Origin of the sequence: Micromonospora sp. WMMC415 (genome assembly GCF_009707425.1) — a bacterium.
Classification (GTDB): domain Bacteria; phylum Actinomycetota; class Actinomycetes; order Mycobacteriales; family Micromonosporaceae; genus Micromonospora.
The window spans coordinates 3,928,738-3,950,240 of the sequence record NZ_CP046104.1 but is presented as its reverse complement, the minus strand read 5'-3'; the positions used below and the strand labels follow the sequence as shown (position 1 = coordinate 3,950,240).

The following is a 21,503-nucleotide window of genomic DNA, read 5'->3' as shown; positions in this document are numbered from 1 at the left end:
GATGCGGTCCCCCGCCTGCACGCCTGACCTCCCGAAATGTTCGAGCCGTCCCCCGCTGGTGCGGGGGCCGGTGCTCACGGTAGCTGTCGCTGGACGAGCCGGCTGGTGAGGAACGGGCTGGGTGTTCCATGCCAGAACACCGCCAGCTCGTCGCGGGGACGGGTGGCGGCGACGAAGAGCAGCGACCGGTCCCGCTGGCGTTCGCGCTGGTACCGCTTCGGGTCGGTGTCGCGGTACCGGCTGATCATCTGCCGGGGCACGAGTCCGTCGCTGACCGCGGCGATAATCATGCGCTGGTATTCGAGGCCCTTGAACCGGTGCATGGTGCCGACGTGGACACCGTCGGGCTGCTTCGGTCCATCGGGGCCGATCTCCACGACCGGCAGTCCGTCGGCCTCCAAGCGGCTGATCACGTCAGCAGCGAGTTCTCTGGTCGGCACACAGATCGCCACCGACCCGTCGGTCGGGTTGCCCCAGGACCGCAGTTGCTCGGCGATCAGGTCCCGCTCCTGAGCCCAGGTTGGTGCCCCACGGAAGACCGGTCGATCGCCGCGCAGCAGGGAGCGGTAGCCGGCCAGGTCCTCCTCGCCGCCGTCGAGGTCGTCGTACACCTCGCCGGTCATGATCTGCAGGGCGTCGGCGAGGATCTGCCGGGTCGTGCGGTAGCTCAAGGTGAGCCGGGACGAGCGGCCCCGGATGTTGATGCCGAGGCTGCTCAGTGTCACGTGGTTGTCGTAGATGCGCTGGTGGGTGTCGCCGGTGAGGAACATGTCGTCCGGTCCGGCGGCGACCATGGCGCGCAGCATCTTCCAGTGGGCGGCGCTGAGGTCCTGCGCCTCGTCGACCACGACGTGCCGGTAGCGCGGGCGGTAGACACCACCGGACGACTCACCGGGGGCCACGCGGTCCATCTCCAGGCGCGCTGCCCGCTGGGCCACCTGACGCCAGGTCCAGACACCGCGTCCGTCGAGCCAGGTGGTGAACCGCTCGGTCAGTTGCCAGATCTGGTCGCGCTCGGCCCGGGTCAGGCTCCGGCCGCGGTTGGGACGGCGTGCCTTGAAGTACTCGGTCCGCGAGTTGAGCACCTGGCCGAGGATCACCTGGGTCCACTCGGCCGCGAGGAACTCCGCGTCCCACGCGGACTCCCCGATCTCGATGAGGAACTCGCTCCACAGCTCGGAGACGCGGTTGTCGTCGACGACCCGCCGGCTGCCGCCTGCCTTCGCCTCGGCCACTACCCGGCTGGCCAGCCGGTCGATGTTGACGATGTCGACGCGCGCCACCAGCTCCTGGCCACCGACGGCCAGCAGTCGGGTCCGCAGGTCGGCGGCGAGGTTCCGGTTGAAGGTGGTGAGCAGGATCGGCTTGTCCGTCCCGGCGGGCAACTGCCGGGCGAGGTGCGCCACCCGGTGCAGGGCGACGATGGTCTTGCCGGTGCCCGGCCCGCCGCCGACCCGAGCCGGGCCGTTGTACTTCCGCTCGACCAGCTTCCGCTGGGTGGGGTGCAGGAAGATCTGCCACCGCTCGAACGCCTCGCCGAGCATCGCCTGCAGCGCCTCGTCGTCGGACGTCACCTGCGTGGCCGGGCGTTCCGCCGCCGCCTCGAAGTCCTCCGGGTCGACCGGGTCGTCGGCCCGTACCGGGTCGGTGACCTGCTTGAGAACGTCGTCGTAGGGGGTGCCGTCGAAGAGCGCGAAGAGCACGTCGGTGGTGAGCTGCGGCGCCCGGTCCAGCAGTGCCAGCAGCTCCGCCTCGGTGGTGAGCTCACGGATCTGCGGCAGCAGCGGCTCGGAGACGCCCAGCTCCAGGAGTTGAGTGTCGGTGTACGCGTCGAAGAGCGGCTTCTGCGCGGGTTCCGGCTCGGGGTCGGGCGCTACGACCCGCCCGACGATGCTGTCGCCGACCGGTGCCAGGTCGACGACCTCGATGCCGCCGGTGACCCGGTTGATCCGGTACGCGTACCGGGTGAGGTCGTCGTACACCTCGCTTCGGTGCTTGACCGCGACGAGCAGGTAGTCACGGTCGGCGATGTGGAGAAGCAGCGCCCGGTAGTCCTTGTTGACGCGGGCGGACATCAGCCGGGCGTCGCCGTTGAGCGACTTCAGGTTGAGCCCCGGGTTCTCCGGGTTGTGCCGGAACTTGTGCATGAACTCGTAGACCGCGCCGATGTCGGCGCGGGTGAGCTTCATGACCTCCTTGTCGGCCCGGTCCAGCATCCGCAGGATGGCTCCGGTGCTCATCAGCTCTCTCCCCCACTCGTCACCTCGAGCTGTGCCGCCAATTCGTCGACCGACCAGTCCCGGGCGGTCCGTGCGTGCCAGCCGGCCTCGGCGTACGCCCGGTCGCGGTCCTCCGTCTCGGGATCACCGGGCGGCCCGGTGAGCACGATGGCGATCCGTCGATCGGGCCAGGCAAGCTCGGCGGGCCACGCCTGGTCGCCCAGCTCGTAGCCGACGACCGGTGCGGGCAGGTTCTGCCGGGCGAGCTGCTGCACCAGCAGCTCCAGGGTGCTCTCGTCGCGGTCCAGGTACCGCAGCACCTCACGCCAGGGCGACTCGTCGTCGACCGTCTCCGGCTCGACTGGCACCGGCTGCGGTGCGACACCGAGCCAGGTCGCGGTCTCCTCGTCCAGCGGCAGCGCGCGCTGGGTCAGGACCAGTCCGGTGCCCTCGGTGACCGCCATCGACGCCGGTTCGAAGGCGTCAAGGGTGGAGACCGCGAGCTGGCCGGCGTCACCACCACCGTTGGTGAGGAACTGGATGACGTTGCCCCAGGCCAGCCAGGCGGCCCAGCGCTCCTTGTGCCCCTCGGAGGCCACGGCGGCCGGCAGGTCGTCGAGAACCGCGAGCGCCGACATGGTCGGCAACGGCTTGCTGCGCGCGTCGAGGACGATCGTCACCGGGCAGTCCGCGTTGTCCCGGGCACGGGCGACCATGATGTGCCGTGCGGTCGGCGCGGGCAGGGGCTCTCCACGCAGAGCGGCGATCAACCGTTCCGCGACGCCGGCGGAGTCGGTCGCGCTGTTGTCCCGAGCCTGCTTGAGCATGCCCCACAGAGCGGCTTCCGCCCGCCGCTGCCAGCGGGTGAGATCAGGATCGGCGAGGAAGCGCATGAGCTGGTCGATGGGGTTGACCCAGATCGTCTCCTCCAGCTCGACGGGATCCGCGCCAGGAAGCATGCCGCGGAACTTGTCCCTGGCGGTCTGCTTGCTCAGTCCGCCGTACGGCATCCACTGCCCTTGCCCTTCGGCACTCCCCCAGGTCTTGACGTCGTCCCAGGTGGCGGCGAAGACCAGGTAGCCGTGGGCACGGAGCCGCGCTCGCTTCTCGGCATCGTCCGCCAAGCGGTTGTACTGCGGCGAGGCGTGGTACTTGAACCCGTCGAGGTAGACCGCCACGTCGGGAGAGGATCCGTCGAGGCGCTCGAAGTGCACGTCCGGCCGGGTGCCCTTGACCGTGTTCTGCAGCTTCATCTGCCAGTGGGTGACGTTCTGCCCGCCGTCCCGGATGAACCTCAGGTCGGCGATGCGGGCGCCGTCGTGATCCGTCCGCCGGTCGATGCGCAGCCCGGAGTTCGGGGTCTCGCCGAGGGCCAGTAGCTTGGTGAGGAACTGCAGCTCCAGCTCGCTCTCCACCTGGTGGATCAGCGAGATCTCATCGGTACGGGTGCCCTCCACGACGTCCCAGGTGTCGAGGAGCTTGTCGAGCATGCCCAGCGCCTCGTTGCGGCTCATCAGGGCGAAATGCTCGTTGCGGGCGTACCGCAGCAGGCAACGGTGACAGACGTCCCGGCCTTCCTGGCGGCAGACGCAGTCGGCGATCTGCTGCCGGGCCAGCTTCAGGATGCCGCGGAACTCCTCCGGGTCGGCGAGCCGGTGCAGATAGCCGGTGCCCTGCGGCTGCGTGTCGAAGACGACGACGAAGTTGCGGGTGCCGTCGCTCTGCCCGTCCGGCATGGTGGCCGCGACGGCCTGCAGGTGGGCGGGGTCGCCGCCGTACTGGGCCGCGATTCCGAGCCGGACCGCGGCGGCGAAGGACAGCAGCCGCTCCTGCACCAGGGCGGTCGCCGCCGGGATCAGGATGCGCAGCGCCTCGGTCTCCAGCTCGTGGGCGAGAATCAGGTCGACGTGCGTACCCGGCGCAGCCGGCGAGCGCCGGTACGGGCACCAGGGGCGGTGGTGCTCCGCGCCCTGTATGACGGTCGCCCCGGAGGCCTGCGCGGCGAGTTGCTGGCTGACCGCCGGCAGGCCGTCGACGGTGGTGCCGCCGCACGAGGTGCAGGTATGGAACCGGTTGATGCGCACCTCGTCGCCGGCGAAAGCCTCGGCGGCGCGGTCGTAGCGCTGGGCGCCGAGGTTGAAATGCCGGATCGTGGCGTGCCGGCTGTAGTCGACGCCGAACGTGTCGTGCGCGTGCCGCCACGACGAGTCGACCTTGGCCGGGTCGATGTCGACCGCGACGGTAGTGGCGTAGAAGCGCCGGTCCCGGTCGTCACTGTCGTCCCGGATGCGGGCGTCGTCGCGCTTGTCCCGGCTGTACACGCGGGTCGGCTGCAGCACCTGGAACAGTCGGCCGTGGTCGGCGATGCCCTTGTCCGCGCAGCGCGGGCAGGGGCTGGTGTCCTCCTTGGCGAGGTGGGTGCGGACGTAGCCGCACTGGGCGCAGATCCGCCACTGCTCGTACGCGGGCCGGTCGGCCGGGCCGACGTCGAGTCCGGAGATCTCGTGCTTGTAGCCCCGCACGTAGTAGCTGTTTCCGGGTGCGATCTCGACGAGGGCCTGACGGGCCGGGCGGGCGTACTCGCGCAGTTCGCTGTGGAAGCGGCGGTCGCCGTCGGTCTTCTCCTCCCAGGTCAGGGTGGCTTCCAGGTCGGTGCGACTGTCGATGAGCGCGTAGTTCGGCAGCAGCCCGAACTCGACCAGGGTGCCGTGCGCGGCGGCGGCGCTGACCTCCCGCAGCCGACGCCGGACGGCGCCCTCCTCCGCCTTCAGCATCTTGATCTCGCGGGCGTGGTCCGGGTCGCTCTGCACGAGCGTGCCGCGCGCGGTGGCGATTTCCTGGAGCCGGCGCCGCAGGTCGGCCAGCCGGGCCTCCCACGTCTCGTCGGCCTCCTTGACCCGGTGGACGACGCCGTCCACCGCGAACTCCCGCAGTTGGTCGGCGGCGGCCCGCAGAACCTTGTCGCCGAAGAGCGCCAGGAACTCCTCCACCACTCGGGGGCCGTCGCGGCGGCCCGCCTCGGCCAGGTTGGTGAGCCAGCCGCTCGGGCCGAAGAGAACGTGCGCCCGCCGGGGCATCGGCAGCACACCAGGCAGCCGACCGCGGGCGGCCAGGTCGATGAGGTGGGCGAGGTACTGCCGGCGCAGGATCTCCACGGCGGAGAGGAAGCAGCCGGGCGGCACGATCTGCCCGGCGATCATGTCCCGCGGGTCGGTGAGGTAGTAGCGGTCCCGCTCGCTGCGGCCGACCAGGGTGAGCACGAGCGCGTTGCCGCTCTTGCGGCCGGCACGGCCGGCCCGCTGGACGTAGTTGGCCGGCCCGTGCGGCAGCGACGCCAGCACCACCGCGGAGAGCGCCCCGATGTCGATGCCCATCTCCAGGGTCGGCGTGCAGGAGAGCACGTTCGGGTCGGTGTAGCGGGCGCCGTCGCGGAACTCCTTCTCCACGGTCTCCCGCTGGGCGCGGGTCAGCATGCCGGTGTGCTCACCGGTGACCACCCGGAAGACCGGGCTCTCCAGGTAGAGCCGCCGGTAGTAGTCGTCCGGCGCGGTGTCGTCGGTGGCGGCCTGGAGCCGGCCGCGGCAGCGGTACTGCCGGCAGGGCTGGCCGGTCCAGTCGGCGACCCTGTCGGGGTTCTCGGTGGCCTGCCAGTGGCAGGTGTCGCACCCGACCCCGGCCAGCGTGGCGGCGGTGTCGTCGAGCCGGGTGACCCGCAGGTGGCCGGGCATCAGCCCGTACACCGTGTTGCCGTCCTCGGTGTCGCCGGCGGCGACGATGTCGGCGGCGGCCAGGGCGGGCAGCAGCCGGGACAGGTAGCCGGCGGCGTCGCCGAGGTCCATGCCCAGGCAGCGGGAGGTCCAGTCCTGGTACCAGTTGCCGCGCGCGGTGATCGCGTCGAACTCGGAGCGGGTCTTCGGCGTGGCCAGCAGGAACGCGGGCGCCGACACGCCCTTCGGGAAGGCGGGCATGCCGGCCGGGCGACCACCCCAGACCTGCCACCGGGTGCCGCCCCGCTTCAGGTACGGCACCAGCCACTCGTGGTAGACCGCGCCCCGGGTCCGCAGCCGTTCCAGAAGGCCGCGGAGGAAGGCGAGGTAGCGGGCGTCGTCCGGGGCCGTGCCGCCGAGCTGGCCGGGGCCGGTGACGTGCACGTCCCGGCAGATCGCGGCGGCCTTGGCGGGGTCGTCGAGGGCGACCTCGACGGCGATGCTGCGGGTCAGTTCCAGGGTGCGGCCCTGACGGGAGCGCAGCCCGGTCTCCATCACGGTGGCGAAGACGAGCCGCTCACTGATCAGCGACCAGGTCTCCCGGCTGCCGGTGTGCTCACCGGCGAGCAGGCCGTCGACCCCCGGTTGGTCGTGCAGGTCCGGCGGGACGACGGTGGAGAGGATCTCCGGCTGCGCTGCCGCCTCCACCATCTTCGCGACCAGGTCGTCCAGCCCGACGGACTCGCCGGCCGACAGCTGGTCGGCCAGCAGGGAGCGGAGGGAGAAGGCGTACGACCGGTTGGCGACGAAGCCGGCGCGGTGGGCGGCGTCCTGGACGGAGTCGTTGAAGAGCAGCGTCTTCTGCTCGGCCTCGTCGAGCTCGCCGCCGGTGAAGAGCTGCGTGATCGCGACCGAGGCGAGGGTGGCGAGGCCGGCACCGAGGAAGCGGATGCCGTGGTCCATCTCGCAGGACGGGCAGCGGTCCTTCTCGGCCGCGTCGATCCCGAGAATGTCACCGAGCACGACGACCGCGTCGTCGGTCGGCTCCCGGTCCCGCTCCCCGTCGAAGGGGCGCACCCGTCGGCCGTACTCCAGCACCAGCAGGCCGCCGGGCCGCTGCCGTACCTCGTCCTCGGTCGCGGCGATCAGCGCGCGGACCCGGCGCTTGTCCCGGCCGACGCTGGCCCGATAGATCTTGTCCGGGTCGGTCTCCAGTTCCTGCGGGTCCTTCTCCGGCGACAGCGCCATCCAGCCCGATCGGCCGCAGTGCCGGCAGTAGATGGCCGGCAGTCGGGGGTAGCGGTTGTCGGCGACCACCGCGTCGGTCTCGGTGGCGTAGAGGTCCAGCTCGCGCGGGGCTTCGCCGTACCAGCCGAAGGTGGCCTGGTGGGAGGTGCCGCGCAGCAGCCGGGAGACGGACCGCACCCAGAGGTGGGTCTCGATGTTGAGCAGCGGCCGGCGCGGATCGTCCGGGTTGCGCGCGACGGAGAGCAGCCCGATGAACCGGGCGAGGGCCTTCGCGGTGAGCTCGGGGCGGGTCTTCATCGCGCTGCCCCAGCCGGTGGCGTTCTTGCGCGGCAGCACGTCGATGATCTCGTCGAGGGTGCGCGGCGTCGGGCCGAGCGAGTCGAGCACCGCCTTGGTGAGCGGGTGCTGACGCAGCAGGTCACCGAGGCGGGTCGGGTTGTCGAGGCAGCGCTCGCCGAGCACCAGTTCGGCGACCTGGGCCATCATCAGCCCGGGGTCGCGGTCCTCGACGGCGGCGAGCTGCTCCGGGCTGGGTAGCGGCAGGCTGAAGTCCTGGCGGGCCATGAACTCGCCCGGCTCGTAGCGGTCCTCCCCGACCAGCGACCCGGCGTCGAAGGCGACGCCGAAGACCTGCTCGGCGACCTCCCGGATCGCGGTGCGGCCGTCCCGGCCACCGCCCTCACCCAGCGTCGCAGAGGTGGCGACCGGGCAGATCGGCCCGAGCGGGCGGTCCGGCTTGTCGAGGCCCAGCGCGGCGGCGAGCCGCCGCAGCAGCATCGCCACGTCGGTGCCCTGCGCGCCGTCGTAGGTGTGGAACTCGTCGAGGACGACGTACGCCGGCTCGGCGCCCTCCCACAGCGGCAGGTCGTCGGCGCGCTGGAGCAGCAGGTCCAGCATCTTGTAGTTGGTGATCAGGATGTCCGGCGGGGTGCGACGCATCTCCGACCGCTTGGTGAACACGTGCGGGTACTCGATGGCGGCGACGTCGCCGATGTAGAGGCCGGCGGTGACTCCGCTGAGCGCCGGGTCGGAGAGCAGCTCGTTGATGCGCTGCGTCTGGTCGGTCGCGAGGGCGTTCATCGGGTACAGCAGGATCGCCTTGATGCCGGCCTGCCCCTGCTGCTTCCGCCGGCGGCAGTGGTCGAGCACCGGGATCAGGAACGACTCGGTCTTGCCGGAGCCAGTGCCGGTGGTGATCAGCGTCGGTTCGGCCGCCTTGCCCTTCGTCGACAGCCGGGCGAACGCCTTCGCCTGGTGCAGGTAGGGGGTGAAGTCGGCCGGGGCCCAGTCCAGGCACGCCCGCCAGTCCCCCTCCGCCGGGCGGAAGGGGGTCCGGATCCGCAGGTACGGGCCACGGAAGATGCCCTGCTCCGGGTGGGAGAGGAAGCCCTCCAGGCCCTGACGTACGCCCTCCTCGGTCAGGCCGAAGGTGGTCGTCAGGTACTGCGTCAGGGTCCGGCGCAGGGTGTCGGCGGCGATCGTCGGTCTCATGAGCGGATCACCGCCGCATGCTACTTCACTCCTTACCGGCGCTGACCTGGCCAACAGGCCAGGACGACAGGGTGAGTCGGATTCGCGACAGCAATTTCGGCTGGCGGCGTCCATGCTCGGCTCGTAATGGAGCCGGTAATCGCCTCGTAACAGTTGCCACTGACGCTGGACGTGACAAGCGACTTGTGCATGAAACACGAGAGGGGTTGCGAGACCATGAACAAGGATCAAGCGATCGAGGCCGCCAGGCAGATCGGCGTAGCGCCCGGAGACCACATCACTCTCCAGAACGAGGGTCAAATCTCGAACCCGCACCAGCACAGCAGGACGGATACCGGACCGGCCCATGTCGACGCGTGGTACGTGGAGAACATCGGCGGCCAGTACCACGCTTCGAAGATCCACTCCGACGACCGCTGACAGCGGGGCCGGTCTCCGCCTCAGCGGAGACCGGCTCTCCGGCGGCCACGCCACGCGGATGGCGCGATCCCCTGGAGCTGGCCCTTGCCCGGCATCGACACCGCGAAGGAAGCATCCTGGCACCAGTGCGTACGACCGCGCTGTCGCGGTATTCGCATAGCAGGCGTCGATGAGTGCGCCGCGCACGCCGGTCCCGCCGCCGTCGCGTCCTTCGTCGAGGCCGTAAAAGCGGGTGCGTGGTGCGACATTCGCGGCACTCGGGTAGACCGACGCCTCCTCAGGGAACTGACAGCAGGCCGCGAGGCGGTCTTTGAGCAGTTCATCGCAAATGGTGCGGTTTTTTTGGATGATTCCGACTTTTCGCACTGTCGGTTCACCGGTGAGGCGAACTTCGACGGAGCGATCTTCCGGGCATCCGCACGCTTCGACGAGGCGCTGTTCGACGGACCGGCGCGGTTCGCTCGGGCACGGTTCTACAAGCGGGCGACATTTGACCGGGCCACGTTCACCGAGGACGCCCGGTTCGCCGGCGCGCGATTCCGCAGTTCGGCCAGCTTCGACGGGGCCGAGTTCCGGCAGACGTCCTGGTTCGAGCGGATAAGAGTGAACGGCAACCTGTCCATGGCCGGCACGACCTTCCGCCGCCTTGCGTGGTTCAACTCGACCGTAATCGACGGAAGTTCCACGCTTGAGGGCTCCTCGATCGAGCATGATTCGTCGTTCGAAGGGTGCAAGTTCAATCGTCGCGCCAGCTTCGCCGGCACCACCTTCGGTGGGGTGCTGCTGTTCACGGAAGCCCTGTTCGGCCAGGACGCCTCCTTCGAACGCTGCTCCTTCGCGCGAGAAGCAAAGTTCAGCCGAGCTTCATTTGGCGCCGACGTCCACTTCGACGAGGCCACGTTCTCGGGATCGATCTGGCTGGAAGGCATGAGATGCGCCGGCCGGGCGATGTTCGACAGCACGTCATTCGGGGAGCAGTGCTACACCGAGGATGCGGTCTTCGCCAGCGGGATCTGGTTCACCGGCGCGGAGTTCTCCGCCTCCACGCAATTCGGCCCCATGGACGCCGGTCCGTCGCTGGTGCTGAACCGTGCCACCTTTGAGCGTCGCACCCGCTTGCAGGTTTCGGCTGATCGTCTCGTGTCGATCGGCGCGCGTTTCCTGGACGGCGCGGTGATCTACGCCTCCGGGGCCGACATGGCCTTTGACGGGTCGATCTTCGCTGGACCCACGACCCTGGCAGCGATCGCCCCAGGCGATGATTCACGACAAGAAGCCCGGGTGGTTTCGCTCAGGCGGGTGGATGTCGCGAACGTCACCATCTTGGATCTCGACGCCTCCGCTTGTCTCTTCGCGGGTGCCTACAACCTCGACAAGCTGAAGATCGAGAGTCCGCATGCCTTCAGCCTGTCGCCCGTTTCCCCGACCGTGACCGTCGGCTCGAAAAAAGTGCCGATCCTTCTGTTCTGGACCAGGAGACGCGTAATCGCCGAGGAGTGCCTCTGGCGCGCCGCCGGTGCTCGCACTCCAAGGTTCGTGCGACGTCGGTGGACGACCGCAGCCACTCAGCCTCCCCCATGGCTCGGCGAACTCACGGACCATGAACCCGAGTCGTTGTCCGCCGACCGGATATCGAACGCGTACCGCGCCCTGCGCAAGTCGTATGAGGACGCCAAGAACGAGCCGGGCGCTGCGGACTTCTACTACGGCGAGATGGAGATGAGGCGAAAGGACCCGACGACATCTCGGGTAGATCGCTTCATCCTGACCTGTTACTGGCTCATCTCCGGATATGGGATGCGAGCCTGGCGTGCAGTCCTCGCCCTCCTGTTCGTGGTGGGCACCCACGGCGTGCTGTTCACTCACCACGGTTTCGCCGGACGCCCACCGAAGGCACAACCTGACCATGTGAAAGGGCAGCTTTTCGCGCTCGACTCGTTGCTGTTCAATCCCGACCGAAATGTGAAACTGACGACCACCGGCGTCACACTGCGGCTGACCATCAAGACGCTGGGACCAATTCTGCTGGGTCTGGCCGTGCTTGCGGTCCGCAACCGGGTGAAACGCTAGTCCGTCCGACTGGCGTCCACACCGCCGGTGTGGACGACGATGATTCGGCTTCCGCGCTGGAAGAATCCCTTACGGGTAAGGTCGAACAAGCCGTACATCATCTTGCCAGTGTAAACGAAATCCAGCCCTATCCCGTGGGTCACGCCGAACTTCTCGATGAACTCCAAGAGCTCGGGTTTCCGCTTCGCGAAGCCGCCGAAGTGGTAGCCGAGCATGACCGTCCAGTTCCCTTGGTCCACGACCCCGCAGTTGGAGAGCAGCGAGCGGACGTCCCCCTCTAGGAAGGTCGCGCCCTTGAGTGAGCTGAAGCCGAGTGCGTGTGCTCTTCCTGCAAGGCCGGCGATCAGCCCGGTCAGGGTGCCACCGGTACCCATGGGACAGCAGATGTAGTCGAACGGCACGTCAATCTCGTCGATGATTTCCGCACACCCGCGTACGGCATGGCAGTTCGTCCCACCCTCGGGTAGCAGGTAGAAGGCGCCGTGACGGTCTCGAAGGTAGGTCAGCACGTCCGCGTCGTACTTACGTCGATACGTGTCCCGATCGAGGTAGTCCAGCTCCATGCCGCATCCCACGGCATGCCGCAGTACGTCATTCAGAGGCAGATGCTCCTCTCCCCGGATGACGCCGATCGCCTTGAATCCGAACAGCTTACCCGCAGACGCTGCGGCATAGATGTGGTTCGAATAGGCGCCACCGAAGGTGAGAATGGTATCCGCGCCCGACTCGCGAGCGGCACCAAGATTATGCTTGAGTTTGCGCCACTTGTTGCCGGGAATCGAGGGGTGGATGAGATCGTCGCGTTTCATCAGGAGGGTGATGCCGGCCGAGGCGAGGACGGGATCGGCAACCTCGTGCAGCGGTGTAGGCGTCTGCGGCTCCTGCATGGTCACGAGCGTAAAGCTTCGCGCAGCGAACGTACATGGCGATTGTTCGGCGCACGGGTGGCCAGCAACCGGTACAGGCCCCGGATTCGACCAAGAGCCGCTTCGGCATCGACCGCACGGACGAGCAGCACCGCACGCACCGCCTCATCGGCCGCCGCGTCAACGTGACCACCTTGACCCAACACCTCGGCGAGACCGGCGCGGAGGAAGGGCAACTCCCGGACATCTTCGTGGGCGGCAGTTACCACAGCCGCATGAAAGGCCGGCACGGCGAGGTGCGGCATCACCAGCGACCGGAGGACTTCCGACTCCCAGGTCTTGACGAAGCCCTCATCATGCTGCCACCAAACCCAGTCTGGTCGGGCATTCGTCGTCCTGCCCAGCATCAGCGCTTCGCGGGCCACATCCAGCGACTTCAGCGCTAGTGCTGCGTGCTTGCGGTCGCACTCTCCCCCGTCACGAGCAAGGGCCAGGGCGCGGTGGACCTCGAGTCGGGCACGTCCGTAATGCGAGAGCTTCGCCGCGTCGACCTTCCTCAGCGTGATCACCGCGCGCGTTGGCTCCTTCAACGAGAGGAACGTGCGGCTGACACGGGTCAGGGCATGCGCCCGAAGGTCGTGGTCACGCACATCACGGGCCAGCCGCGCCGCCCGCTTACCCCAATCGAGGCTCTGCCGATCGTCGCCGTTGTCGGAATGGGCGTTCGCCGCGAGCCAGGCCACCTCGGAGGCCATCCGACCGACCTCGTGCCGGTAGGCCGCGGGTGCGGTCGCGAACACGCGGGCCAGCAACTCTCCGTGCGACTCCAGGGAAGGGATGAGCGGGTGGACGATCTCCGTCGCACTCAGCCGCAAACGTTGCGTACGGTCTCGGAGAAGGTCGACAACTTCGGCGTCGATCGAATCGAACTCCTCGGGAAAACCGGTCATCAGCCCGCCGCCCAATGTGAAGACCAGTCTCAGGAAGACCCGCCTCGACACCATCCGGGCTCCATCGATCTTCGGCACGTACACCGTCCGAACAGGAGCTTACCTGCTTGTGCGGCCACTACGGCCTGCACCACATCGGTAATCCTGATCCCGAAAGCCACGCAGAGTGACGATCCTGAGCTTGGCGAAGTACGGCGACCTGGCTGGGTGGTGGTGCCGGACCGGCCAGCTGCAGCGAACATTTCGGCTGAGGCGAGCGAACAAGCAGCCAGCCGCGCTTCTCGCGCGGTGAAGGTTGTACTACCCTTTGCGATCCGTCTTCTGATCACGTGCCGGTACGGATGAGGTGACAGCTTTCCGATGGTCGCAGCGGCAGAGACCACCCTGCAAGGCCTGCTCGAAGGTACGAAGCAATACCAGGTGCCTCTCTACCAGCGCACGTACTCCTGGCAGGACCATCAACTGGAACGCCTCTGGGAGGACATCGTCCGGCTCGCCGAAGACCGGGCCGAGAACCCGAAGACGACCCATTTCATCGGCTCGCTGGTGCTGGCGCCCAGTCCCGACAACGGTCCCGCCGGCGTCGTCGAGTTCCTGGTGGTCGACGGCCAGCAGCGGTTGACAACCCTCTCCATCCTGCTGTGCGCGATCCGGGATCACCGGGTGGCCAACGAAGGCGACGAGCACCGTGACCGTCTCACCGACCAGTATCTAATCAACAAGTGGACGCCCGCGCGGCGGTTGAAGCTCGTCCCCACCCAGGCCGACCTCGACGCGTACCTGGCCTGTGTGGACTCCTCGGTGCAAGCCGGCGGGGGCGAGGTCGGCGCCGCCTACCAGTTCTTCCGAGACCGGCTGGCGGAACCGGCCGTCGCGGCGCAGGTGCAGCGCCTGGAAGAAGCCGTGATCTTCGGGTTGGCGGTGGTCTCGGTCATTGCGCATGCCGACGACAACGTCTACCGAATCTTCGAGTCGCTGAACAACACCGGCCTCAAGCTCACCCAGGCCGACCTGCTGCGCAACTACCTGTTCATGCGCCTGCCGAACCGCAGCAAAGCCGTCTACGACGCGCACTGGCTGCCGTTGCAGAAGCGGCTCAGCTCGGTCGAAATGGAAACCCTGTTCTGGCTGGACCTGGTACACAGGGACGCGCGAATCACGCAGGGCGACACGTACGCGCGGCAGCAGGCGCGGCTCGACCGGCTGGGCACAGAGGACGAGATCGAGGCCGAGGTGCGCCGGTTCGCCCGCCTCGGCGCGCTGCTGGAGGTCATCCTGCATCCCGAGAAGGAGCAGGACCCGGACGTACGGTTCCGGCTGGAACGGTTGCACGCCTGGGGCACCACTACCGTCTACCCCGTCCTGCTACACCTGCTGGATCGGCGCAGCCTGGGGACCGCGACCAGTGTGCAGGTGGCGTCCGCGATGCGTTACGTCGAGAGTTTCCTCGTCCGGCGGCTGCTGATCGGCCGCGCCACCGCAAACATCAACCGCAATCTGCTGTCCATCGTCACCGAGATGGACAAGGATCTGCCGGTCGACCAGGCGGTACACGCCTACCTCTCAGCCGGCCGTAAGTACTACGCGACGGACGCTGACGTACGCCACGCTGTCCGGTCGCTGCCGTTCTACACCAACGGGCGGGCGTCGCAGCGCACGCTGGTGCTGCGCTGGCTCGAGGAGTCGTACGACAGCAAGGAGCCGGTCTCGCTGGCGAAGTTGACCATCGAGCACGTGCTGCCGCAGAGCATGAGCCCAGAGTGGCAGCGCATGCTCGCCGCAGACCTCAAACCACACGAGAATGTCGTCGAGGTGCATGACGCCCTGAAACACACCTTGGGCAACCTCACCCTGACCGGGTATAACGTGGAGCTGGGCAACAGCCCGTTCGCGGTCAAGCGGGTTCAGCTCGCCAAGAGCGGCCTGCGTCTTACTCGGGACATCGTCGCCTGCGAACGCTGGGGACGGCCGCAGATCTACGACCGCGCCGACGCCCTCGCCGAACGGATCATCAATCAATGGCCGGGCCCCACCGCGCAGGCGGTCGATCAGTCCGAGGTGCGATGGGACCTCATGGAGGCGGCACTCGCCGCTCTGCCGGCCGGGTCCTGGACCACCTACGGGGATCTCGCCGCCCTAATCGGCAATGCGCCCCAGCCGGTCGGCAATCGCCTGCGCACCGTCCCGGTGCCCAACGCCCACCGAGTGTTGCAGGCTGAGGGAACAATAGCCGCCGGTTTCCGGTGGCCCGACGGGCGCACGGACGACCCGGTCGCGGTGCTGCGGGCCGAAGGGGTCTTGTTTGACCAGCACGGCCGCGCCGACCAGACCCAGCGCATCGACCTCGACGAGCTGGCGCAACTGACCGGACTGGCGCCCGACGAGGTGCCCCGGCGGCTGCCCCGGCCACGACCCGGTGAGGGGCAGTCCCGCGCCGACCGCTTCGCCGAGCAGCTTGGAGTGCTACAGGACAAGGCCGTCGCCGAGGCAACGCTGACGCTGCTCGACCGATGGAGCGAGATGGGAGGCACACTTCTCCACGGCGGCGGAGCGGAGACGTCCTGCTTCCTCATGGCCCGCGAGCGCGGCCACCGCGACGGCGACATCTGGCCAATGACGCTCTACCCCAGCGGAAAGGTCGAGGTTGTCTTCCAACACCTGGCCAGTCGCTTGCCATTCGACGATGTCGCGCTGCGGGAGCAGTTCCGGCAACGACTGAACCAGCTCCCGGGCGTGAGCATCGCCGCCGCCAAGCTCGCTCTGCGCCCCGGCTTCCCACTGACCGTCCTCGCCGACAGCACCGCCGCTGCGGCCCTTGTGGAGCACCTGCAGTGGTTCTACGAGCAAGCGCATCTGTCCGAGGGAACAGATGAGCAGCTCACGGTTTAGTGTCCTGAGTCGTTCAATCGGCCACAGTTCGGGTCGGATCAGGGTGATCTGACGAGGCGCCCCGGCTCGCGAGTGAGCGCTACTGTAGCGGCGGTCCGGACACCAGCGTTGGCCCGGTTGCCTCAGACCGAAGTGCCCCCGCGGCAGCTAGCGGGGGCACTTCCCCTGCGGGTCAGGGGTGAAGCCATTTCCAGCCGCTGGCGCAGTTGCGGGTGCTGAAGATGGCACCCTTGGTGACCTGCACTTCGGTGTAGCTGTTGGCGTAGCCACCGTCGTCGAGGCCGTACTCCGGTGGCTTCGACAGCCCCCACATGCAGTCCGACGGCCCGGACCCGCCGTCTGTGGCCCACCGGCCCGGCTCGACCAGGTCCGACTTCTTGCACCACTCCACGTTCTTGCAGCTGGCCCCGGCCACGTAGTAGCCGCAGCGGCTCGCGCTGACACAGTTGCCACCCTCGTCGGTCATGACGATGGGCAAGGTCGGATTGTGCGACGGCGACGAGCTGGCTGACGGGCTCAGGAACGGAGTCGGGGACGTGCTGGGTGAGGCCGGCTCAGTGGTGCTCGGTGTGGCGGTGGTAGGTGCTGCGGCCGGCGGGTCATCGCTGCCGCAGCCCGTCAGGAGGACCGCTGCGACGGCGACGCCCGCGATGAGGTGACGACTGCGATTCATGCGGGGCACCCTACCGGCCAACATCAACACGCACTCGCCCGCAGCTCCATCTCCAGGGCGGCGTGAAGTCGTTCCAGTCGAGCAGCCACTCCGTCTAGCACGCAGGCAATCAAGCTCTGAGCCCCAGGCCGCGGCCGACCGAAATCCTGGCGCCGGACATGTTGGCCGCCTGCGACGAGGGCGGCTGGTTTTGGCCAGAACGAACTCCAAGCGATCCGTCTCTAACCTGCTCCTTCCCGAGCGGCCCAGATAACGTGGGTTCTGGCATCGCTCACTAACCTCGACGGGATCGGCAGACTTTCGGCTCACACCGCGTTACGGGCGATGGCGAGTCCGCAGGTGGCGAGGATGCCGGCGGCGACGAGTCCGATGCGGAGCCAGGGGACGTCCCGGGTGGGTCTGATGCCGATGGACAGGGACAGTCCGACGCAGGCGGCGACGACGAGGCAGATGGCGACCGTCAGCGTCCGGTAGACCGGCCCGTTGGTGGACCACCAGGCCCATGCTCCGAAGACGGCCGGGACGAGCATGAGCAGGCTTAGTCCGGTGAGGGGGATGGCGATCTTCCACCGCGTCCACGCGTTCATTCCTGGCTCTCCCTGGTGCCGGTCGATCCGTCTGACTGGTCTTCCACGTCGAGTAGCTCCTGGTCGTCGATGCCGCGTAACTGCTGGGCCTGGCGTTCGAATTCGCCCCGCTGCTCAGGCGACAGAGTGTCACGCTGGGCCAGCGCTTCGGTGAAGGCGGCGTCGAGTGCGGCGCCGTGCCAGGACATGGACACTGCAGTGCGAAGGTCGGCTTCTCCGCCGAGCACGGTACGGGCCAGTGAGCCGAGCGGGTCGTTGGGGCCGCGGGTGCGCGCGAGGGTGGCGAGGACCGCGCGGGCGAGGGGTTCGCGGGTGATGTCGTCGGTCATGGTGTCCTACTGGCCGGGGTGGGTGTAGGGCTTGAGGTCGGGCAGTGCGGCGACGGCCATGCCCGCTTTGACCATGGCGATGGAGCCGGCGATGGCTTTGAAGGTGGCTTCGGCGTTGCCGTAGAAGGTGGAGATTTCGTTGTACAGGTCGTACGCCTGCCAGGCGTAGTAGGCGGCGACGCCGTAGCCGGCGACGGCTCCGACGCCGGTTTCGATGGTGGCGGTGCCGACCGCTGCGGCGGCGTTAATGATGATGAGTACGTCGATGAGCTTGCCGATCAGCCCGGTGACCACTGAGTACAGGTGTTTGGCCGCCTCTGCCGCCTGGCTGTAGAGGGTGCCGTACTGGTCGCAGAGCGGGTGCAGCGCGCAGGTGGCACTGCCGAGGGTGAGTTGGTATTCCTGTTCGGCTTCGGCCGCGTTGCCTCGCCAGACGGTGGGCACATCGGCGGTGCCCGCGATGAGGTTGCGTCCGATGTCGTCCAGGGCGTTGCCGATGATGCGCCAGGCGGCGGCGCAGTAGATGTAGGAGTCCCAGTCGCCGCTGAAGGCTTGGCCCCAGCCCTCGAACGGGTCGTGCCCGAACAGCCACACGCTGACCTGTCGCACCCAGGCCGCCGGGCTGACCAGGTCGGCGAGCGGGTTGATTTTGAACATCTCGATGCCGGTCGCGTAGTTCGGCGGCACGAGCCGGGCGGCGGGCTCGGCGACGTCAGCGAAGGGCGCGCGGGCAACCGCCGGCCACAGGTCCGGCCGGCCGGTGGTGAGAGTGCCGCGGAGGCGGGCCGCGTCCGAGGCGCCCGGGTAGCTCGCGTCCAGGCGCGCTGCGGCCGTCGCGTCGGCCGTGGCGTACTCGCGCTGGGCGAGGTTGACCTGGGTGGCCGCCGTCTGGGTCAGGGTGGCGAGTCGTTCCAGCCCGTGAGTCATCTGCCGGTACGCCTCGCGGTGCGGGCCGGCCAACAGGAACAGCAGGCCCTGCTGGTCGAAGCTCAGGTCGCAGTGACGGGTCGTGTAACCCAGCACGTCCTTGGCATCACCCGACGCGCGATGAAGGAGGTTGTACAGGCCGTCCATGCCGGCAGGGTCGACGTAGAAGCCGCTCATGATCCCCCGTTGATCGTTCGGCTGCCATCAATCAGCAGGGTAGGGACAGCGATCATGGGGAGGCAACGTCCGGTGACGGCATGTAACGAGTCCAACAGTGGCTGGGCAGTCGCTGGTCCTCCTCACCCTCATCGGTCGCCGACGCAGATTGCGATCGAGCAGGCGGGTGGCACCCTTCCCCTCAGCACGCCATTACCGATTACGGGATTTGCGCGGCTGCTCCGCAACATCGGCGGACGGGCGGCAATGGTCGAACAGCTCAACCACCTCCTCGAGCTGGCCAAACTGCCCAACGTCTCGATCCGGGTGCTGCCGCTGGCCGCCGGTGCTCTCGACAGTTGACCAAACAGGTACGTCCATACATCAGCGACCGGAGCTTCCGTACGCGCCCTGCGCCGCCACCGCGGGTTTGGCCGGGAACTGTGCCAGCGCAATCCAGTCCTCCATGGCGGCGAGGAGGATCTTCTTGACCTGGGTCTTGGCTTCCTCCAGAGCGAGGTCGATGAAGCACTGACATCTGGTCAGGTCATCGCCGTTGACCAGGCACAACAGCACCCCGGTCACCTGCAGGCCCCGCGCCGCAGCCACCATCTTGGCGTCCGGGGGCAGCGGAATGTTCGACGCGAGTTGGCGGGCAAAGGTCTGCACGATCCGGTCTCCGCCGAGGAGTGCGGCGAGCCAGGCCGCGATGGCGCCAACCAAGTCGTGCAGCATCTTCTTACCGGTCAGGATCGCCGCCGCCATCTGCGCCAGACGCTTGCATCGCCTCCGCCGCCGACGGTTGAACAACTTGTCCCAGGTTTCCTCGGTTACATACTCGGCGGCGCGCTCGGAGACGACGGCGGTCCACCCTTCGTTGAGGACCGCGACGCAGTACTCGGCGGCCTTCTCGACGCGCTCTTGACGGCGGCGCTCCTGCGTCGCCGTCATACCGCCTCCGCCTCGTGAAGTGCCTCGCCGAGCAGCCCGGGGGCGCGAAGACGTCGATCGTCGAGGGGCTCTTCGATCCTTGGGGTGCCGCGGACCCGCCTCCGGCATCCCGACATGGTGGCGGCAGCGCGTTCCAGGCTCCTTCACCCGCCTCTTGCAGAGCCTGTTGTTCGTACGCCGAGCACGACATCGAGGCATAGCGTCATCATCTCGTCACGCAGAGATTAAGACTGTCGGATATTTGCTTTTGACGATGCCTGCGCTGTCATGCCTCATCACCGTTCGCCCGCAGCCGAAGCGCCGACGTGCACGCGCCTACAGGTCGGGCCGGGGCGGGCGAAATTTCCGGGCATCTATGGTTTACTGCCACCCGTGACGCCGGAGATCGCGACAGGCCTTTTCGGCCTGCTGGGTGCCCTCGTCGGAGGCGGCGCCACGTTCGGCGTGGGGTACCTGAGTTCCCGCGTCCAACGCGCCCATGCCGAACAGGCTCGCGTCAATGAGGTCGCAGACGCCGAACAAGCCCGGCGCAGCCAGCTCGCTGACGCGCGGAACGCGGCCTACATCGTGTTTCTCAGCCGGGTAGACAGCTTCCTTGATCAAGCCCGAGAGCTCGAAGAGCTGCTCGACCTAGTGTCCACCGAGGAACGACCGACGGATCAGTACCGGCAGTATGTGGCCGAGTGGAACGAGCTGGTCACCGCGAACGCGACCGTGCAGCTGGCTGGGCCCGAGCCGACGGCGCATCGTGCGCAGGATCTGCTTGACGCGGTCGGCACCTACTCGGAGATGATCGACAAGCGGTACCGCGGCCAGCGATGGCCACCTGGCCTCGCCACCGCCTGGGATCGCGCGCGCGAGAACCGACTCGCCTTTCTGCAATCCGCCCGGCAGACGTACGCAGCCGGATTCGGCGTGGAGACCACGCCCGCCTGAGCGGGCGTGACGAAGAGCTCCTCCGGCAGCACGGCCTCGACCGGCCGTTCGTAGATGCGCGCGCCGTCGCAGCGCGAGGTTTCCCGCAATTCGGGTACGACGTGCTCGACCACCGGCCGCCGGAACCGCCCCGGCACGTCCCCGTCCGGCACCGCCTGCCCGGTCAGATCCAGCCCGGCCGTCCGAGGCTGCGTCAGCGGCGCAGGCGGCGGGAGCACTCGCCGTCGTGGCCGTCGCGGAGCACACAGCGCCGACCGCCCGGCATCCGCGCGTCGCAGAAGACCCGGTGCCGGAGGAACTGCTTGTCCTCCTCGGAGACGGTCATCTACCCCGGGTCCATCATCGGCAGCACGGTGATCCACCGGCCGACGACCCGGGCCAGGCGCTGCGCGGCCGGCAGGTCGGCGGCGACGACGGGCAGGTGGATCACATACCGTCCGCTCACCGGCGGCCGCCCTCGGCCTGCTCGGACTGCCACCGACGCAGCGCGACCTTGATCCGCAGAGTCTCCCGCCGGCTCTGCGCCAGCGCGTCGTAGACGGCGGCCATGTCGACGGCGACCCGGGGTCGAGGAAGGCGTACACCTCATCGGGGTTGAGGCCGCGGCGTCCGAGCCGGGCGTGTGGGAAGCGGCGCTCACGCACCTGCCACGGCAGCAGACTGGGGTACGCGCGGGAGCGGTACGTCGTCCCAACGCCCTCGGGGAACGGCCTCTGGTTGCGGACGCTCATCGGTGCCTGCCTTCCTGCTCGTGGATGGGGTGGGTCCACCCCCCCTCCCCGCACGGACGGACCCACCCCGCCCGAACACCGCAGCTTCGCTCAGCGGTACGGCATCCGGGCTGGTCGGCGAAGGGTTGCCTGGAGAGTGCGGCGGCCGATCCGGGGGTCACCTCGGCCGCCGCACTGGTCATCCTGGGACAGTTTCCGGTGGACGAGCAACATCTGCCGCCACGATTTCCCTGACCTGCGTCGCTTTTCTTTCCCGGAGCCGCAGGACGTTCCACGGGAAGGCCCGGCAGTGTTGCGCAATGGAAGAGGCAAGCACCCTCATGAGGTTCGCCGCCACCGCGCTGACCTCGGCA

The 21,503-nt window shown here is 68.3% G+C and carries 14 protein-coding genes and 2 pseudogenes; 5 read left to right on the top strand and 11 right to left on the bottom strand.

Translation table 11 applies throughout. The features are described from left to right. Positions 1–74: 74 nt before the first annotated feature. Positions 75–2,240: a UvrD-helicase domain-containing protein gene (locus GKC29_RS18515; RefSeq protein ID WP_155332021.1), complete on the bottom strand. Its 2,166-nt coding sequence runs from the start codon at positions 2,238–2,240 to the stop codon at positions 75–77. Further along, positions 2,240–8,665 carry a DEAD/DEAH box helicase gene (locus tag GKC29_RS18510; RefSeq protein ID WP_155332020.1) on the bottom strand — a complete coding sequence of 2,142 codons (6,426 nt, stop codon included), beginning with the start codon at positions 8,663–8,665 and terminating at the stop codon, positions 2,240–2,242. Before GKC29_RS18510 ends, GKC29_RS18515 begins: the two co-directional genes overlap by 1 nt. Positions 8,666–8,881: 216 nt before the next feature. On the opposite strand from GKC29_RS18510, the gene GKC29_RS18505 reads away from it, so the two are divergent. Together GKC29_RS18505 and GKC29_RS18500 are read left to right on the top strand one after the other, a co-directional pair. Beyond that, a complete protein-coding gene (locus tag GKC29_RS18505) occupies positions 8,882–9,085 on the top strand; it encodes a hypothetical protein (protein ID WP_155332019.1) in 204 nt (67 codons plus the stop codon). Between the two features lie 84 nt (positions 9,086–9,169). Next, positions 9,170–11,155 carry a pentapeptide repeat-containing protein gene (locus GKC29_RS18500; RefSeq protein ID WP_155332018.1) on the top strand — a complete coding sequence of 662 codons (1,986 nt, stop codon included), beginning with the start codon at positions 9,170–9,172 and terminating at the stop codon, positions 11,153–11,155. Here GKC29_RS18500 and GKC29_RS18495 read toward each other — a convergent pair. Together GKC29_RS18495 and GKC29_RS18490 are read right to left on the bottom strand one after the other, a co-directional pair. Then, a complete protein-coding gene (locus GKC29_RS18495) occupies positions 11,152–12,042 on the bottom strand; it encodes a 1-aminocyclopropane-1-carboxylate deaminase/D-cysteine desulfhydrase (RefSeq protein ID WP_155332017.1) in 891 nt (296 codons plus the stop codon). The genes GKC29_RS18500 and GKC29_RS18495 overlap by 4 nt on opposite strands. Before the next feature lie 2 nt (positions 12,043–12,044). Further along, a complete protein-coding gene (locus tag GKC29_RS18490) occupies positions 12,045–13,049 on the bottom strand; it encodes a hypothetical protein (RefSeq protein WP_230688694.1) in 1,005 nt (334 codons plus the stop codon). A 282-nt stretch (positions 13,050–13,331) separates the two neighbouring features. On the opposite strand from GKC29_RS18490, the gene GKC29_RS18485 reads away from it, so the two are divergent. Further along, entirely contained in the window at positions 13,332–15,860 is a 2,529-nt protein-coding gene (locus tag GKC29_RS18485; RefSeq protein WP_155332015.1) for a DUF262 domain-containing protein, read from the top strand. A 172-nt stretch (positions 15,861–16,032) separates the two neighbouring features. Here GKC29_RS18485 and GKC29_RS18480 read toward each other — a convergent pair whose 3' ends face one another. From GKC29_RS18480 to GKC29_RS18465, 4 genes are all read right to left on the bottom strand, one after another. Further along, positions 16,033–16,338, bottom strand: coding sequence for a hypothetical protein (locus tag GKC29_RS18480; protein ID WP_155332014.1), 306 nt, complete (start codon positions 16,336–16,338; stop codon positions 16,033–16,035). A gap of 500 nt (positions 16,339–16,838) precedes the next feature. Next, positions 16,839–17,063, bottom strand: coding sequence for a hypothetical protein (locus GKC29_RS18475; RefSeq protein WP_230688693.1), 225 nt, complete (start codon positions 17,061–17,063; stop codon positions 16,839–16,841). Positions 17,064–17,116: 53 nt separating this feature from the next. Further along, complete coding sequence (locus tag GKC29_RS18470) at positions 17,117–17,449, bottom strand: hypothetical protein (RefSeq protein ID WP_155332012.1); 333 nt, start codon at positions 17,447–17,449, stop codon at positions 17,117–17,119. 6 nt (positions 17,450–17,455) lie between these two features. Then, positions 17,456–18,553, bottom strand: a complete 1,098-nt coding sequence (locus tag GKC29_RS18465; protein WP_155332011.1) for a hypothetical protein — start codon at positions 18,551–18,553, stop codon at positions 17,456–17,458. A gap of 9 nt (positions 18,554–18,562) precedes the next feature. Between GKC29_RS18465 and GKC29_RS29610 the strand changes: the two genes are divergently transcribed. Next, positions 18,563–18,895, top strand: coding sequence for a Scr1 family TA system antitoxin-like transcriptional regulator (locus GKC29_RS29610; RefSeq protein WP_196255651.1), 333 nt, complete (start codon positions 18,563–18,565; stop codon positions 18,893–18,895). A 21-nt stretch (positions 18,896–18,916) separates the two neighbouring features. On the opposite strand, the gene GKC29_RS18455 is transcribed toward GKC29_RS29610, so the two are convergent. After that, a complete protein-coding gene (locus GKC29_RS18455; RefSeq protein ID WP_155332010.1) occupies positions 18,917–19,483 on the bottom strand; it encodes a hypothetical protein in 567 nt (188 codons plus the stop codon). A 372-nt stretch (positions 19,484–19,855) separates the two neighbouring features. Here GKC29_RS18455 and GKC29_RS18450 point away from each other — a divergent pair, with 372 nt between their 5' ends. Further along, positions 19,856–20,419 (top strand): hypothetical protein, encoded by a 564-nt coding sequence (locus GKC29_RS18450; protein ID WP_155332009.1) that lies wholly within the window; start codon positions 19,856–19,858, stop codon positions 20,417–20,419. 193 nt (positions 20,420–20,612) lie between these two features. On the opposite strand, the pseudogene GKC29_RS18445 reads toward GKC29_RS18450, so the two are convergent. Beyond that, positions 20,613–20,864 (bottom strand): annotated as a pseudogene (locus tag GKC29_RS18445) (hypothetical protein). Continuing rightward, a pseudogene (locus GKC29_RS18440) lies at positions 20,861–21,150 on the bottom strand (DivIVA domain-containing protein). Before GKC29_RS18440 ends, GKC29_RS18445 begins: the two co-directional pseudogenes overlap by 4 nt. Positions 21,151–21,503 lie beyond the last annotated feature (353 nt).

Coding starts and splice junctions, on each gene's coding strand:
- GKC29_RS18515 (WP_155332021.1), bottom strand. CDS start 2,240: ATGAGCACCGGAGCCATCCTGCGGATGCTGGACCGGGCCGACAAGGAG.
- GKC29_RS18510 (WP_155332020.1), bottom strand. CDS start 8,665: ATGAGACCGACGATCGCCGCCGACACCCTGCGCCGGACCCTGACGCAG.
- GKC29_RS18505 (WP_155332019.1), top strand. CDS start 8,882: ATGAACAAGGATCAAGCGATCGAGGCCGCCAGGCAGATCGGCGTAGCG.
- GKC29_RS18495 (WP_155332017.1), bottom strand. CDS start 12,042: ATGCAGGAGCCGCAGACGCCTACACCGCTGCACGAGGTTGCCGATCCC.
- GKC29_RS18485 (WP_155332015.1), top strand. CDS start 13,332: ATGGTCGCAGCGGCAGAGACCACCCTGCAAGGCCTGCTCGAAGGTACG.
- GKC29_RS18475 (WP_230688693.1), bottom strand. CDS start 17,063: ATGCTCGTCCCGGCCGTCTTCGGAGCATGGGCCTGGTGGTCCACCAAC.
- GKC29_RS18470 (WP_155332012.1), bottom strand. CDS start 17,449: ATGACCGACGACATCACCCGCGAACCCCTCGCCCGCGCGGTCCTCGCC.
- GKC29_RS18465 (WP_155332011.1), bottom strand. CDS start 18,553: ATGAGCGGCTTCTACGTCGACCCTGCCGGCATGGACGGCCTGTACAAC.
- GKC29_RS18455 (WP_155332010.1), bottom strand. CDS start 19,483: ATGACGGCGACGCAGGAGCGCCGCCGTCAAGAGCGCGTCGAGAAGGCC.